Consider the following 14669-nt stretch of genomic DNA (forward strand, 5'->3'; position numbering starts at 1 on the left):
GACTGTAGAGCAGGAAACTTCATCCGTGCCCGCCCTCGCGGGGAACCGGCGGGATAGACGAGTTCAGATGGGGCTTTGATGCATGGGTGGTCTGTTGTTGTGCAAATGGGTATCATACTGTGGTTATTGCATCGACTCTGCGATGCATGTTTGTACGTTCCCGGCGGTCGGTTTGCCAGAAGCGCCCCGTCGGTTGTTCCAGACCCGTTTCGAAGAAAGGAAACCACACTAACCTATGGCAGCTAAAAAATCATCTCCCTTGAAGATCATCCCGCTCGGCGGCCTTGATGGCATCGGCAAGAACATGACGGTTTTCGAGTGCGGCGACGACATGGTGCTCGTCGACGCCGGTCTCATGTTCCCGGATGACTCCCAGCCCGGTATCGATCTGGTGCTTCCCGACTACACCTACGTTCTGGAGAACGAGGAGAAGCTCCGCGGTATCATCGTTACCCACGGCCACGAGGACCACACCGGTTCGCTTCCGTACCTGCTGCAGGACCTCAACAACAAGGTGCCCATCTTCTCGAGCAAGCTGACGCTCGGTTTTATCGAGGGCAAGCTTTCTGAGTTCCGCATCCGCGCGCCTAAGTTCCGCGAGGTCAAGGGCGGCAGCCATGTCAACCTCGGCGGCATCTCGCTCGACTTCTTCTCGATGACGCACTCCATCCCCGGCGCTCTGGGCGTGTTCATCCGCACCAATCAGGGCACCGTTATGCACACCGGCGACTTTAAGCTCGACCAGACGCCCATCGATGGCGTCACGCCCGACTATGCCGCTATCAGCCGCTTTGCCAAGCAGGGCATCGACCTGCTGCTTTCCGACTCCACCAATGCCACGGTTCCCGGCTTTACCAAGTCCGAGGCCGAGGTTGGTCCCAACCTGCTGCACGCCATCAAGAACGCCCCGGGTCGCGTGTTCGTCGCATCGTTCTCGAGCCACATCCATCGTTTGCAGCAGATCTGCGATGCCGCCCGCAAGTGCGGCCGTAAGGTCGTTGTGACCGGTCGCTCCATGCTCACGAACACCCGCGTGGCGCGCGAGCTCGGTTATCTCAACATCGATGATGCCGATATCATCGATGCCTTCGATATTGATAACCTGCCTGACGACAAGATCGTCGTCATGTGCACTGGTTCGCAGGGCGAGCCGCTGTCGGCCCTGTCCCGCATGGCCAATGGCGAGCACAAGACGCTCTCCATCCACGAGGGCGATACCGTTATCCTCTCGGCAACTCCCGTTCCTGGCAACGAGAAGGCCGTCCAGCAGGTCGTCAACAGCCTGGCCAAGCTCGGCTGCGACGTGTGGGATAAGAACCGCGCTCTCGTCCACGTCTCGGGTCACGGTAGCCAGGAGGAGCTCAAGCTCCTGATGGCCATGGCCAAGCCCACGTATTTTATGCCGGTTCACGGTGAGGCCGTGCATCTGCGCGCCCATGCCCAGCTGGCGCGCAAGATGGGCATCAAGGACGATCATATCTTTATCCTCGATAACGGCGACACGCTCGAGATGCGCGGTGGTATCGTCAAGCGCGGTACGCCCGTCGAGTCCGGTGTCGTTTACGTCGACGGCCTGCGTATCGGCGATACCGACCCCATCGTCCTGCGCGATCGCCAGAAGCTCGCCAACGACGGTATGGTCACGGCCGTTGCCATCGTCTCCCTCAAACACAAGAAGATCGAGGCCATCGAGTTCTCGGGCCGCGGCGTCTCGTTTGCCATCGACGACCAGTTCTCCGAGGATGCCTCCGCGTCCATTATGAAGACGATCGAGAAGGGTAAGTTTAGCTTTACCAGCAGCGGTTCCGATGCCATTCGCAAGGCCGTGCGCGATTCGCTCTCTAACTTTATCTGGAGCCGTACGCGCACCCGTCCGATGATCATCCCGGTCGTCATGGAGGTTTAGTTTGGCGCGCGGATCTGCACAAAACGCCAAAGGCAATAAGGCCAATAACCAACCGGCATCTGCTAAGGGTGCCGGTTCCCATCTGCGTGCCAATAAGGGCCACGAGTCCGAGTTCGATGAGTTTGAGCCCTTGGTCGAGCCTTCGGCCAATCGCGATATCGCCGGTGTGGTCATCGCCGTTTTGGCGATCGCGTCCTTCATTGCCGTGATCTCTCCGGCAACAGCGCCCGTGACGGCTGCGGTTGCCGGTTTCTACCACCTGGGCTTTGGTCTGGGCGCCTACGTGCTGCCGATCGTCATCTTACTGTTTGCCGCCACGCTCTTTTTGGGTGAGGACTCGCCGCTCAACGTGCGCTCTGTCGCGGGCGGCGCCGTGGTCTTTATCGCCGTCGTCTCCATTCTTTCGCTGATGGTGCCGGGCACGAGCGATTCGTGCGACCTTATGTTTACGCCGCAGAACCTTTCCGTGTCGGGCGGCTACATTGGCGCCTTTATCGCAAGTGCCTTGCAAAACGCCCTGGGTAAACCTATCGCCATGGTTGTCTTGCTGGGGCTTGTCGTCGTTGGTTTGGTCATTATCGGCTTTTCGGTGGGTGGCGTTTTGCGCTCCGCACGCGATCGTGCGGCAGATTTTGCCGAACGCCGTCGTGCCGATGTCAACGCCAGCCCGTGGGGCGATGAAGAGGCCCTGTCTGTTCCCGGCGTCGCTCGTCCGCACCTGAGCATTCTGCGCCAGAAGGGGACTGACGCCGCGGTGACCACGGTCATGGGTGGCGATGTCGACCCGGTTTTGGATGACGACGAGGACGATGACCCGTTTGTCGACGTATCCGAGTCGGTTGAAGCCGAGCGGGCCAAGACCACGCTGCTGCCGCGTCGCCATGCCAAGAAGGGCAAGGCTGCGCCTAAGCTCAATACGAGTGAGCCCGACCCGTCTTGGTCCGATAGCGAGATTGAGCTCACCGAGGGCGATGACGAGGACGACGAGGGTCCGATTGAGACCGCAAAGACAACTTTGCTGCCGCGTCGCCATGCAAAGCGCGGCCAGGTAACCGGCCAGCTTTCGATGGAAGACGACTCCGATAAGATCGACGAGTCCGAGCCGCCGTTTGTCGTGAATCCCGTCTCGGCCGCACCTCAAATTCCCGACTTCCTGAAGCATCCCAAGGTTGCCGGTGCGCCTGCCACGAGTGCTATCGAATCGGCTGCGGCTCGTGATGGGGGAGTGGACGACGGCGCCGCAGATAACGAGGGCGAAGAAGAGGACGGACTCAAGCTTCCGCCGCTCGAAATCCTGCATGCCAACCCGCAGTCGGCTTCCGCCGCGTCTTCGGACAAGGAGCTGGAGCAGACCGCTGAGTCACTGCAATCCACCTTGCTTGAGTTTGGCCGCAGTGCCCGCGTGGTCGGCTGGATCGCCGGCCCCACGGTGACGACCTTTAAACTGCAGCCCGGTGAGGGCGAGCGCGTGAGCAAGATCTCGAGCCTCGAGGACGATATTGCGCTTTCGCTTGCCGCCCAGTCGGTGCGCATCTTCGCGCCGATCCCCGGCACCTCTCTCGTTGGTATCGAGATTCCCAACCGCAAGCGCCAGAACGTCAATCTGGGCGACGTGCTGCCCTATGTGAAGGGCGGTCCGCTCGAGCTCGCCATCGGCCGCGACGCCGAGGGCACGCCGGTTGTCGCCGACCTCGCCAAGATGCCTCACCTGTTGATTGCCGGTACGACCGGTTCTGGTAAGTCGGTGATGATCAACTCCATCATCACGACCTTGCTCATGCGCGCCCTTCCCGAGGACGTTCGCCTGATTATGGTCGACCCCAAGCGCGTCGAGCTTGCGGGCTATAACGGTCTGCCGCATCTCTATGTGCCCGTGGTGACCGAGCCTAAGCAGGCCGCGAGCGCTCTGCAATGGGCTGTGTCCGAGATGGAGCGTCGCCTGAAGGTCTTCGAGCGTCTCAACGTGCGTAAGATCTCGACCTACAACGAAAAGCAGGCTGCTGGCGAGTTTGAGCATTACGACAACCCGCCGCAAAAGATGCCCTACCTGGTCATTATCATTGACGAGCTCTCTGACCTGATGATGGTCGCCGGTAAGGATGTCGAGGCCTCGATCGTTCGTATTGCACAGCTGGGCCGTGCCGCCGGTATTCACCTTATCGTTGCCACGCAGCGCCCCAGCTCCAACGTGGTGACGGGCCTTATCAAGGCCAACATCACCAACCGCATCGCCTTTAACGTCGCCACGGGCATCGACTCGCGCGTCATCATCGACCAGATGGGTGCCGAGAAGCTCACCGGTTTGGGCGACATGCTGTTCTCCAAGGTCGACTGGGGCAAGCCCCGCCGTATCCAGGGCTGCTTTGTCTCGGACGACGAAATCAACGAGATTGTCGAGTTCGTTAAGTCGCAGAGCGAGCCCGACTACCACGAGGAGATTCTGTCCGCCGTGGCGCCCGCTTCCATGTCCATGGCTTGTGGCGGCGGCATTGTCCGCACCGGAGTCGCCGAGCCGCAAGACGATGATCCGCTCATTTGGGAAGCCGCCCATATTGTGGTGGAATCGCAGCTTGGCTCCACATCTGGTCTGCAACGTCGTCTGAAGGTTGGCTATGCGCGTGCCGGGCGTATTATGGACATGCTGGAAGAAAAGGGTGTCGTCGGCCCGCCCGACGGTTCTAAGCCGCGCGAGGTCCTGTTGGACGAGGAGGGGCTTGCCGCGCTGGAATCTGTCGACGCCGAGATGGCACGTGAAGATCGTGAGTTTGGAGGATTCTGATGGCTGCACGCTTTGGTGACATGCTGCTCGAGCAGCGTCGCCGAATGGGCCTTTCCATTCAGCAGGTCGCCAACACCATCAAAATCAGGCCGCAGATCATCGAGTTTTTCGAGACCGGTAACTTTGCTTCGATGCCGCCGCGCGGCTATGCGCAGGGCATGATTTCGAGCTATGCTCGCTTTTTGGGCCTCAATCCGCGCGAGGTCGTCAATGCCTACTTTGACGAGCTGATGGCATACGAGCGCGAGACGTCGCAGCAGGGCGGTCGTTTTCAGGACGCCGCCGGCTACGTCAATTCGCGTTCCTCAGTCGATAACGGGCGCTTCCTGATGGTTCAGGGCGGTCGTTCGACCCGCTATGGACAGCGTCCTCAGCAGGCCGGTTATATTACCGAGACGGGTTCGGGCGAGGAGATTCGCTCGCAGCGTGACCGGTTCCGCAGTACGCCGATGCCCGAGGACCGTGCACTTCCCGCTGCCCGCGGCGTGGCGCGTGACCCTCGTGCCGGCTACGGCGACGGCGGCTATTCCGATCGCGGTCACCGTGGTATCTCCACCGGACGCTCTCGCAGTGGCTATGCGGACGCCGATGCCACGCAGGTGACGCCGCGTCTTCGCTCTCAATCACAGCCGTATGGCCAGCGCTCTTCGGCTCCGCGTGCGGGCCAGCGTGGCTATCAAGGCCGCGGTGAACTTGCGCCCCGCTCGGGTCAGCGCAGCCTTCAGGGCCAGGGTGGCTATCGCGGCCGTTCCGACAGCAATCGTGGTCGTATGCCTCAGGGAGGCGGCCGCAGCAGTTCCAGTCGTGGACGCGGCGGTTCCCGTACTCCTCAAAACAACGGTCTCGATCCGCGTATCGTCTACGCCGGCATCGGTGCCGTGGCGTTGCTGCTGATCGTGCTCATCGTGGTACTTCTGCGCGGCTGCGCATCTTCGACGCCCGAGACCACGCCCGAGACGCCCACTGCTACCAAGACGACGCCCAAGAAGTCTTCTAAGAAGACCGAAACGGTCGACGAGGACGAAGACACCGATGAGGCGACGGATGAGTCGACCGATTCGGACGCCACTAAGACGACGGCTAAAAAGGAAGAAGACGAGGTAACGAAGGTCAAGGTCTCCGTTGCCAAGGGAAAGACCGCCTGGATTGAGGTCAAGGTCGATGGCAAGTCGGTCTATGGCGCCCAGGCGACTGGCCCCTTTGAGCAGGAGTACACGCCTGAGTCCTCGATCGAGATCACCACGTCCAAGCCTTCCGATGTCACCGTTACCAAGAACGGCGAAAAGGTCCGTTACGATACCAAGACCTCGGGCGTGGCGCGTGTGACGATCACCGTTCCCAAGAAGGAGACGACTGGTTCCGAGAATGGTGAAAGTTCTGATGGTACCGACACCACCGACGGCACCGATGCCCAGTCCACGGATGGCGCCGATACCGCAACTGACGGCCAGACGCCCACCGATTCTACCGACTATTCGTACGATAGCTACTAAGCCGCTCGTACGCGAAAGGAAACATCATGGCTAAAGATTCCAGCTTCGACGTCGTGTCCGAGGTCAACATGCAAGAGGTCGACAACGCCTTCCAGCAAACCACGCGTGAGATTTCCCAGCGCTATGACCTGAAGGACTCCGGCGCCACCATCGAGCTTTCGAAGGGCGACAAACTCTTTACGGTCAACGCCCCGGCCGACTTTGTCTCCAAGCAGATCATCGATGTCTTGAGCTCCAAGCTCATCAAGCGCGGCATCGATCTTAAGGCCGTGTCCTGGGATGCGCCTCAGGCTGCATCGGGCGGCACCGTGCGCGTGCTCGGTCACATCGTCGAGGGTATCGACCAGACGACTGCCAAGAAGATCAATAAGGACATTAAGGATCAGAAGCTCAAGGTCAAGGTGACGATTGAGGCCGACAAACTGCGTGTTTCCTCTGCTTCCAAGGATGCGCTGCAGACCGTGATCCAGTTCCTGCGCGACCAGGACTACGGTCAGCCGCTGCAGTTCACCAACTACCGCTAATTCATTCGAAAGGACCGCTCTCCAACATGGATACACCGTTGGGCTCCGTGCTCTATATCACCCTCGGGTGCGCCAAGAATGAGGTCGATACCGACCGTATGCGTTCGCTGCTGACCGCCGCGGGCTACGAGGAGGCATTCGATCCGCAGGATGCCGATATCGCCATCGTCAATACGTGCTCGTTCCTTGCCTCGGCGACGTCCGAGAGCATCGAGACCACGCTCGAGCTTGCCAACGAGGTGCAGGACGGCGTGCGTTCCTGCCCGATCGTCATGTGCGGCTGCGTACCGTCACGCTACGGCGATGACCTGCCCGACGAGCTGCCCGAGGTCGCGGCCTTTGTGAAGGCCGACGAGGAAGACGGCATCGTGGCGGTCATTGATGACGTTCTGGGTGTCGAGCGCGAGATTGCCGCCTATATTCCGCAGGTCAAGCGTACCGTCGAGGGCGCTGTCGCCTACGTCAAGATCTCCGATGGCTGCAACCGCTTCTGCAGCTTCTGCATGATCCCGTATATCCGCGGTCGTTATCACTCGCGCAATGCCGAGAGCATTATCTCCGAGGTGCGCGACCTGGTCGCCGGTGGTGTGCGCGAGATCGTTCTGATCGGTCAGGACACGGGCATTTGGGGCACTGACTTTGCCGACGAGGACCTCGCCGAGGGCTCGCCGCGCAATCTGGCTCAGCTGCTGCAGGCCGTTGCCGAGGCGGTGCGTCCTCATAACGTTTGGGTCCGCGTACTCTACCTGCAGCCCGAGGGCATGACCGATGAGCTTATCGAGACCATTCGCGATACGCCCGAGGTGCTGCCCTATATCGATATTCCCGTCCAGCACTGCGACGCGCGCATCCTCAAGGCCATGCGCCGCTCCGGTTCGCGTCAGGAGCTCGAGGACCTGTTCCGCGACCTGCGCGAGCGTATTCCCGGTATCGTGATCCGCTCCACGGCTATGGTCGGCTTCCCGACTGAGACCGACGACGAGTTCCGCGATCTTATCGACTTTATGGACACCGTCGGCTTTGACTACACGAGCGTCTTTGCCTACTCGCGTGAGGAGGGCAGCCTAGCCGCCAAGATGGATGGTCAGGTCGATGAAGAGGTTAAGCTCGAGCGCGCCCAGGAGGCTATGGATCTGGCCGAGTCGCTCGGCTTTGCCGCCACGGCGGCCCATGTGGGCGAACACGCCCAGGTGATCGTCGACGGTATCGAGGAGACCGAGGACGGTGCCGAGCTCATCGGACATGCCTGGTTCCAGGCTCCCGATTCCGATGGTGCGGTGCATCTGGATGCCAGCGAGGCATCCGTGGGCGATATTCTGACGGTCGAGTTTACCGATAGCTTCTGCTACGAGCTTATCGGCCATGTTGTGGAGTAGGAGAGCGTCGTGGCTAACGAGAGCAATAAGGAACTGACGAGTGTTTGGACGCCCGCCAACATCGTGACGTGCGTGCGCATCGTCTTTATTCCGGTGTTCATGATCGTGTCGGCGCTGTCTCACACGAGCGTTGCCGGTACGGATTGGAGCACCTTCGACGGCCCGCTCGCCGCCGCCGCATTTATTCTGTACGTCATCCTGTCGTGCACCGATAAGGTTGATGGCTACCTGGCTCGTTCGCGCAACGAGATCACCGATTTCGGCAAGTTCTTGGACCCCATCGCCGATAAGTTGCTCGTGTTCTCGGCCCTGCTGCTGTTCTTGGACTTTGGTGCCGTAACCGTGTGGTCGGTGTTCATCATCCTGTTCCGCGAGCTGCTGGTGAGCGCCCTGCGCATGGTCGCGAGTGCGGCCGGTGTGGTCGTTGCGGCCGATAAGCTCGGAAAGTACAAGACGGCGACTACGATGGTTTCCATCTGCGGTTATCTGTGCGTCTTTGCGATGGCCGGCCTCCAGTTGGGGCCTGCGGAGCTGTTGCTCGGTGTCTATGGCGTTTCACGCTTCCTGTACGCTGTTGCCGTTGTCCTGACCGTTATCTCGGGCGCCCAGTACTTCTGGAACTGCCGCAAGATCGTCTTTTCGGTTTAGGTCCAGGTGGGTATGGCGGACTCTTTTGAGCAGATTTCCGCACATAACGAGGAGCTGGCGCGCGATATTGTCGAGCACGCGAGCGCTCGGGGCGTGACGGTTTCTACGGCTGAGTCGCTGACGGCGGGTATGATCGCCTCGACGATTGCCGATATCCCGGGCGCCTCGGCGGTGCTGCGCGGCGGTGCGGTGACCTATTGCGATGAGATCAAGCATCGTGTTCTGGGTGTTGAGCAGGAGACGCTCGATCGGTTTAGCGCCGTGTCGCACCAGACGGCGCGCGAGATGGCCGCGGGCTCGCTGGACCTCTATCAGAGCGATGTGGCCGTGAGCGCAACGGGCTACGCTGGGCCCGGTGGTGGCACCGAGCAAGACCCCGCCGGCACGTTCTATATTGGCTGGGCGTATCGCGTGGCTGATGGGGAAGTGCCGGTTGTCGAGTCTGCGCGCTGTCATTACGAGGGCGATCGGTCGTGCGTTCGTGCCCATGCGGTCGCGGAGGCTTTGGGACGCATTGCCCTTGTGCTTAACTCTATGGAATAGACGTGTTTTAAGGGGCCTCCGGGCCCCTTAATTGTGGAGATAGGGACCTTAGGCTCATTTGGCGTTTGTGCTGGTTGTAGACGTAATTTTTGCCTGCCTTGTTCATATTTGGTCCTTTGTGGTCAAGCATTTGGTCAGTGTTTGGTCGGCGTTTGGTTGGTTTTTGGAAAGACCGCCTGCATATGATTTATCTGAACGGTTGACCACGAACAGCCGTTCGTTTATTATCGATGCAGGTTGTTAAGAGGAGGGCTATTCATGGCCAAGAATTCAGGTCCCGTACGTACCGTTCATGCTCGCACGACGGGTAAAGAGCGCGATGAGATGATCGCCACCACCAAGGCCGAGATAGAGAAGAAATTCGGCCAGGGTTCCATCATGAGGTACGGCGACGGTGGCCCCGAGCTCGAGGTCGAGGCCATCCCTACGGGCGCTCTGGCACTCGATGCCGCTTTGGGTATCGGCGGTGTGCCGCGCGGCCGAATCGTCGAGATCTACGGTCCCGAGTCCTCCGGTAAGACGACGCTTTCGCTCGAGATCTTGGCCGAGGCCCAGGCAATGGGTGGCGTTGTGGCATTTATCGATGCCGAGCACGCGCTCGATCCCACGTATGCCGCGCGCATCGGCGTGGATATCGACGAGGTGCTCATTTCCCAGCCCGATACGGGTGAGCAGGCGCTCGAGATCGTTGACATGCTCGTGCGTTCTGGTGCCATCGATGCCATCGTCGTCGACTCCGTCGCCGCGCTGACCCCGCGTGCCGAGATCGAGGGAGAAATCGGCGACACTACGGTCGGTCTTCAGGCTCGCCTGATGAGCCAGGCGCTCCGCAAGCTCGCCGGCTCGCTGTCCAAGTCCAACACGACGTGCATCTTCATTAACCAGCTGCGTGAGAAGATCGGCGTCATGTTCGGCAACCCCGAGACTACGACGGGCGGCCGTGCCCTTAAGTTCTTCTCTTCGGTGCGTATCGACATTCGCCGCATCGACAGCATTAAGCTTAAGGACGAGGTTATCGGTAACCGCGTGCGCGCCAAGGTCGTTAAGAACAAGGTGGCAGCTCCGTTCCGTTCTGCTGAGTTCGACATCATGTACGGTACGGGCATCTCTAAGGAGGGCTCGATCTTGGACATGGCTGTCGAGTGCGGCATCTGCAAGAAGATGGGCTCCTGGTTTGCCTATGGCGAGGACAAGCTCGGCAACGGTCGCGAGGCCGCCAAGGCGTTCCTGCGCGAACACCCCGATTGCGCTGACGAGATTGAGCATAAGGTCCGCCTTGCCTGCGGGCTTGAGTTTGATGACGATGCTCCGTCCGAAGTCGAGCTGACCGATCAGCCTGCGCCTGAGGAGTTTGACGAGCTTTACGCCATCGATGGTTCCGCCATGCTCGATGATGACGACGAGTAGCGGTTACGCTCATGTCGTATACGGTGACCGAGGCCACGGTCGTCTTTCCCGATAAGAAGGCGGCCTCCTCGTTCTCGAGCGGGTATGCGTCCAAAAAGCCTTGCGCACGTATCGATTGCGAGCTTGAGGGCGGTTTTAAGCGGTCCATTTGGATTCCCGTGCGGGCCGCGCGCCTGTATGTCAAAAACCGCCCTGATCTTCCCTGTGATTGGGATAACTTTCGTGAGGCGGTTCAGCTCATCGAGCGTAAATGTGCTCTCACCATGGTGACCGAGATGTTGTCGCGCCGCGACCATGCGACGGGTGAGGTCCGTGACAAGCTGGCTCGCTACGGCTTTCACCAGTCCGCGATCGATTTCGCCGTCGAGCGCGCCACCGAGTATCGCTTTTTAGACGAGAACCGCTTTTGCTCGTACTTTATCGAGGAACGCAAGCGGCGCGGTTGGGGACAGCGTAAAATCGAGACCGAGCTCAAGCGTCGTCATGTCGTGCTCGATGACATTCCCGGTTATCCCGAGGATTATTTTGCCGTCGAAGACGATTTGGCGCGTGCGTCAGCCCTGCTCGCCAAGCGGCGTGTTCCAGAGACGCGCGGATTCGAAAAACTGGTTCGGTTTTTGATGGGCAAGGGCTTCTCGTATCACATCGCCGCCGATGCCGTTAAGGCACGTCTCGATGCCGAGCGTGAGGAATGTGCGGTTTAGGCGTATGTGTTTTGTGGCCCTGCCGTTCACCGCGTTTTAGCCGCCGTGCTGGGGCCATTTATTTGACAGTTGTTGTGGTTCAACGTACGATAAACACTGTCATTTGCTTTGTGATATGTGCTCATCTGTGATGAGTTTGTTTATATGTTTATCTGTATCCGACCCGCATAAGCTGCGCCCATATTACTCAAATGTCGCGAGCCGTTCGTAAGGACGGTTCGCTTTGTTGTGTAACGAATCCATAAAAAGGAGTGAGCATGCCTATCATTGCAGCGCTCGTTGGCATCGTTTTGGGTGCCGTCGCCGCCATTGCCTACATGCGCACCGCCAAGCAGGGTAGTCTTCACGAGGCCGACGAAAAGATTCAGTCGGCACACGCGCAGGCAGAGTCCCTGATCGGTGATGCCAAGCGTCAGGCCGAGACCCTCAAAAAAGAGGCTCTGCTCGAGGCTAAGGAAGAGATCATCAAGAACAAGCAGGCCGCCGAGGCCGAGGACAAGCAGCGTAAGAGCGAGATTCGCACGCTCGAAAATCGCGTGATGCAGCGCGAGGAATCTCTCGATCGCCGCAACGATGCTCTTGATAAGCGCGAGCATCAGCTGTCCAGCCAGGCCGGCCAGGTCGAGAAGCGCTCTCGCGAGCTTGAGGAGCTCTGCGCAAAGCAGACCTCCGAGCTCGAGCGTATCGCCGACCTTACCCGCGAGGACGCCCACAAGGAGCTCCTCGATAAGGTTCGTGGCGAGGTCACCCACGAGGCCGCCACGATCATTCGCGAGTCCGAGCAGCAGGTTCGCGCCGAGTGCCACAAGACCGCCCAGGAGATTCTGTCCCTGGCGATTCAGCGCTGCGCTGCCGACCACACTGCCGAGGTCACCGTTACCTCCGTGCACATTCCCTCTGATGACCTCAAGGGCCGTATCATCGGTCGCGAGGGTCGCAACATCCGGACATTCGAGCAGGTTTCCGGCGTCAACCTCGTGATCGACGACACGCCCGAGACCGTCGTTCTTTCGAGCTTCGACCCGGTCCGTCGTGAGACCGCCCGTGTCGCCCTCGAGAACCTCATCGCCGACGGCCGCATTCACCCTGCCCGCATCGAGGAGATGTATCACAAGGCTGCCGACCTGGTTCAGCAGCGCGTGCGCGAGGCTGGCGAGCAGGCTGCCTTCGATACTGGCATCCACGACCTGCACCCCGAGATCGTCAAGACCCTTGGCGCCCTGCGCTACCGTACCTCGTTTGGCCAGAACGTGCTTCAGCATTCCCTCGAGGTCTCTGATCTGTGCGGCGTGATGGCTTCCGAGCTTGGCCTGGACGTTGTGACTGCCAAACGCGCCGGCCTGCTGCACGATCTGGGCAAGGCAATCGACCACGACGTCGAGGGCCCGCATGCCGTCATCGGCGCCGAGCTTGCCCGCCGTTATGGCGAGAAGCCCGTTATCGTCCATGCTATCGAGGCTCACCATGCCGATGTCGACCCCAACACGGTGCTCGATGTCCTGGTGCAGGCCGCCGATGCTGTCTCTGCCTCTCGCCCCGGTGCCCGTCGCGAGTCTGCCGAGAACTACATCAAGCGCCTTGAGAAGCTCGAGGAGATCGCCAACTCCCATGACGGCGTCGAACGTACCTATGCCATGCAGGCCGGTCGCGAGGTCCACGTCATGGTCCAGCCGGACAAGATCTCCGATGCCCAGTCCACGGTCCTGGCTCACGATATCGCCCATCAGATCGAGGAAGAGATGGAGTATCCCGGTCAGGTGCGCGTCGTCGTGATTCGCGAGAGCCGCGCTGTCGATATCGCTAAATAACATGAGCGACGCGAACGAGCTCATCTCATTTATCGCGTCGATGTCGGGGGAGGGCAACCTTCGCGTCGAGGAGAACCTTGGCGAGGGGTATGTCCGCCTCCGCGTTTCGGAGGCCGAGCGGCGCCAGGCTAAGCACGACATTCAGCATGTCGAGGACATCGTCATCGAAATGCTCCGTAATGCTCGCGATGCCGGCGCCGACAAGGTCTATCTCGCCACGACCAAGGAAGACGGCGTCCGCACGCTTGTCTTTCTGGATAACGGTTCGGGCGTTCCGCAGGATATGCAAGAGCGAATCTTCGATGCCCGCGTTACCTCCAAGCTTGAGAGCATGAAGATGGACCGTTGGGGCGTTCACGGTCGTGGCATGGCATTGTTTTCGATCAAGCAGAACACCGATGAGGCCCGTGTGGTCACGTCCGGTGTCGATCTTGGTTCAGCCTTTAAGGTGAGCGTCGCGGCCGACCGCCTCAGTGAGCGTGCCGATCAGTCCAGCTGGCCCCAGGCCGTCAAGGATGAGGACGGACGTTATGTCTGTGCTCGCGGTCCGCATAATATTATTCGCGCTGCTTGTGAGTTTGCGCTCGAGGAGTTGCGTGGTTGCGATGTCTATCTTGGTTCTCCGTCTGAGATTGCCGCGACCCTTTATGCTCAGGCGTCAAGCCGGCTTGATACGTCTCGTCTCCTGTTCATTGATGACGAGAGCGAGCTTCCGGTTGTCGATCGTTTAGGCCTTGCTTCTGATGCCGAGGACTTTATTCGTATTTGTTCGGGTTTGGGTCTTGAGATGTCCGAGCGCACGGCCCATCGTATTTTGGCAGGGCAGATTAAGCCCGTTCGCGGTGTGACCGCGCGTCTGCTGCGCGAGCGTGATTCGTCCTCGCATGCGCCGGCTCCTGTCGATCTCGCGAAGGATCGTCGCGGGCTACGTATTGCCAAGGATGACATGGCACAGTTTTCGCGCGCTGTGGAACGCGACTTTAATGACCTTGCCGCCCGGTACTATCTCAACCTTTGCGGCGACCCAAAGATCCGTGTTTCGCGTGATCGAATCACCGTGACCTTTGATCTTGCCAAAGAGGAATAGTGCCTTTACCGAGTCCACTCGGTACGATACAGTTATTGCAGTTAAAACGTACTTTTAAATGCAGGAGTTTCTTCATGGATTGCCTGAAGGTATCAAGCAAATCATCGCCCGCGTCCGTTGCCGGCGCCATCGCCGGCATGGTCAAGGATGGTGTGCCCGTCAACATCCAGTGTGTCGGCGCCGGTGCCGTCAACCAGGCCATTAAGGCCGTTGCTATCGCGCGCGGTTTTTTGATTCCAACCGGTTTTGATATTTCCTGCGCGCCCGTGTTCTCCGACATCCTCATTAACGGGGAGTCGCGCACGGCCATCCGCCTTTCTATCTACGTTCACCAGATCAATCGAGCTGCTATGGATAACGTCGTCATGGATGATGTTAAGCCTGTGGCATAGCT

At 59.7% G+C, this 14669-nt stretch carries 12 protein-coding genes; all 12 read left to right on the forward strand.

The annotated features are described in order from the left end of the window. Positions 1-235: 235 nt before the first annotated feature. Positions 236-1906 (forward strand): ribonuclease J, encoded by a 1671-nt coding sequence (locus tag DW151_RS03750; protein WP_117654800.1) that lies wholly within the window; start codon positions 236-238, stop codon positions 1904-1906. A gap of 1 nt (position 1907) precedes the next feature. Further along, positions 1908-4685 (forward strand): DNA translocase FtsK, encoded by a 2778-nt coding sequence (locus DW151_RS03755; protein ID WP_233543338.1) that lies wholly within the window; start codon positions 1908-1910, stop codon positions 4683-4685. Then, complete coding sequence (locus tag DW151_RS03760) at positions 4685-6178, forward strand: helix-turn-helix transcriptional regulator (RefSeq protein WP_118334509.1); 1494 nt, start codon at positions 4685-4687, stop codon at positions 6176-6178. Before DW151_RS03755 ends, DW151_RS03760 begins: the two co-directional genes overlap by 1 nt. 26 nt (positions 6179-6204) lie before the next feature. Further along, entirely contained in the window at positions 6205-6702 is a 498-nt protein-coding gene (locus tag DW151_RS03765; RefSeq protein WP_118334511.1) for a YajQ family cyclic di-GMP-binding protein, read from the forward strand. Between the two features lie 26 nt (positions 6703-6728). Then, positions 6729-8078, forward strand: a complete 1350-nt coding sequence (gene rimO, locus DW151_RS03770; RefSeq protein ID WP_118334512.1) for a 30S ribosomal protein S12 methylthiotransferase RimO — start codon at positions 6729-6731, stop codon at positions 8076-8078. 9 nt (positions 8079-8087) lie between these two features. After that, positions 8088-8726, forward strand: coding sequence for a CDP-diacylglycerol--glycerol-3-phosphate 3-phosphatidyltransferase (gene pgsA, locus DW151_RS03775; RefSeq protein WP_118334514.1), 639 nt, complete (start codon positions 8088-8090; stop codon positions 8724-8726). A 12-nt stretch (positions 8727-8738) separates the two neighbouring features. Continuing rightward, positions 8739-9269: a CinA family protein gene (locus tag DW151_RS03780; RefSeq protein WP_118334515.1), complete on the forward strand. Its 531-nt coding sequence runs from the start codon at positions 8739-8741 to the stop codon at positions 9267-9269. A 258-nt stretch (positions 9270-9527) separates the two neighbouring features. Continuing rightward, positions 9528-10676, forward strand: coding sequence for a recombinase RecA (gene recA / locus DW151_RS03785; RefSeq protein ID WP_022094695.1), 1149 nt, complete (start codon positions 9528-9530; stop codon positions 10674-10676). Positions 10677-10687: 11 nt separating this feature from the next. Next, positions 10688-11380 (forward strand): regulatory protein RecX, encoded by a 693-nt coding sequence (locus DW151_RS03790; RefSeq protein WP_118334517.1) that lies wholly within the window; start codon positions 10688-10690, stop codon positions 11378-11380. 257 nt (positions 11381-11637) lie between these two features. Further along, entirely contained in the window at positions 11638-13188 is a 1551-nt protein-coding gene (gene rny / locus DW151_RS03795) for a ribonuclease Y (protein ID WP_118205712.1), read from the forward strand. A gap of 1 nt (position 13189) precedes the next feature. Further along, complete coding sequence (locus DW151_RS03800) at positions 13190-14275, forward strand: ATP-binding protein (protein WP_006235981.1); 1086 nt, start codon at positions 13190-13192, stop codon at positions 14273-14275. A 74-nt stretch (positions 14276-14349) separates the two neighbouring features. Continuing rightward, positions 14350-14667 carry a stage V sporulation protein S gene (locus DW151_RS03805; RefSeq protein WP_006235982.1) on the forward strand — a complete coding sequence of 106 codons (318 nt, stop codon included), beginning with the start codon at positions 14350-14352 and terminating at the stop codon, positions 14665-14667. Positions 14668-14669: the final 2 nt, after the last annotated feature.

It is taken from the genome of Collinsella sp. AM13-34 (assembly GCF_003473055.1).
Classification (GTDB): domain Bacteria; phylum Actinomycetota; class Coriobacteriia; order Coriobacteriales; family Coriobacteriaceae; genus Collinsella.

Bases quoted from the DNA above. Each gene is read 5' to 3' on its own strand.
- DW151_RS03750 (WP_117654800.1), top strand. From the start codon at position 236: ATGGCAGCTAAAAAATCATCTCCCTTGAAGATCATCCCGCTCGGCGGC.
- DW151_RS03760 (WP_118334509.1), top strand. From the start codon at position 4,685: ATGGCTGCACGCTTTGGTGACATGCTGCTCGAGCAGCGTCGCCGAATG.
- DW151_RS03765 (WP_118334511.1), top strand. From the start codon at position 6,205: ATGGCTAAAGATTCCAGCTTCGACGTCGTGTCCGAGGTCAACATGCAA.
- rimO (WP_118334512.1), top strand. From the start codon at position 6,729: ATGGATACACCGTTGGGCTCCGTGCTCTATATCACCCTCGGGTGCGCC.
- DW151_RS03780 (WP_118334515.1), top strand. From the start codon at position 8,739: ATGGCGGACTCTTTTGAGCAGATTTCCGCACATAACGAGGAGCTGGCG.
- recA (WP_022094695.1), top strand. From the start codon at position 9,528: ATGGCCAAGAATTCAGGTCCCGTACGTACCGTTCATGCTCGCACGACG.
- DW151_RS03790 (WP_118334517.1), top strand. From the start codon at position 10,688: ATGTCGTATACGGTGACCGAGGCCACGGTCGTCTTTCCCGATAAGAAG.
- rny (WP_118205712.1), top strand. From the start codon at position 11,638: ATGCCTATCATTGCAGCGCTCGTTGGCATCGTTTTGGGTGCCGTCGCC.
- DW151_RS03800 (WP_006235981.1), top strand. From the start codon at position 13,190: ATGAGCGACGCGAACGAGCTCATCTCATTTATCGCGTCGATGTCGGGG.
- DW151_RS03805 (WP_006235982.1), top strand. From the start codon at position 14,350: ATGGATTGCCTGAAGGTATCAAGCAAATCATCGCCCGCGTCCGTTGCC.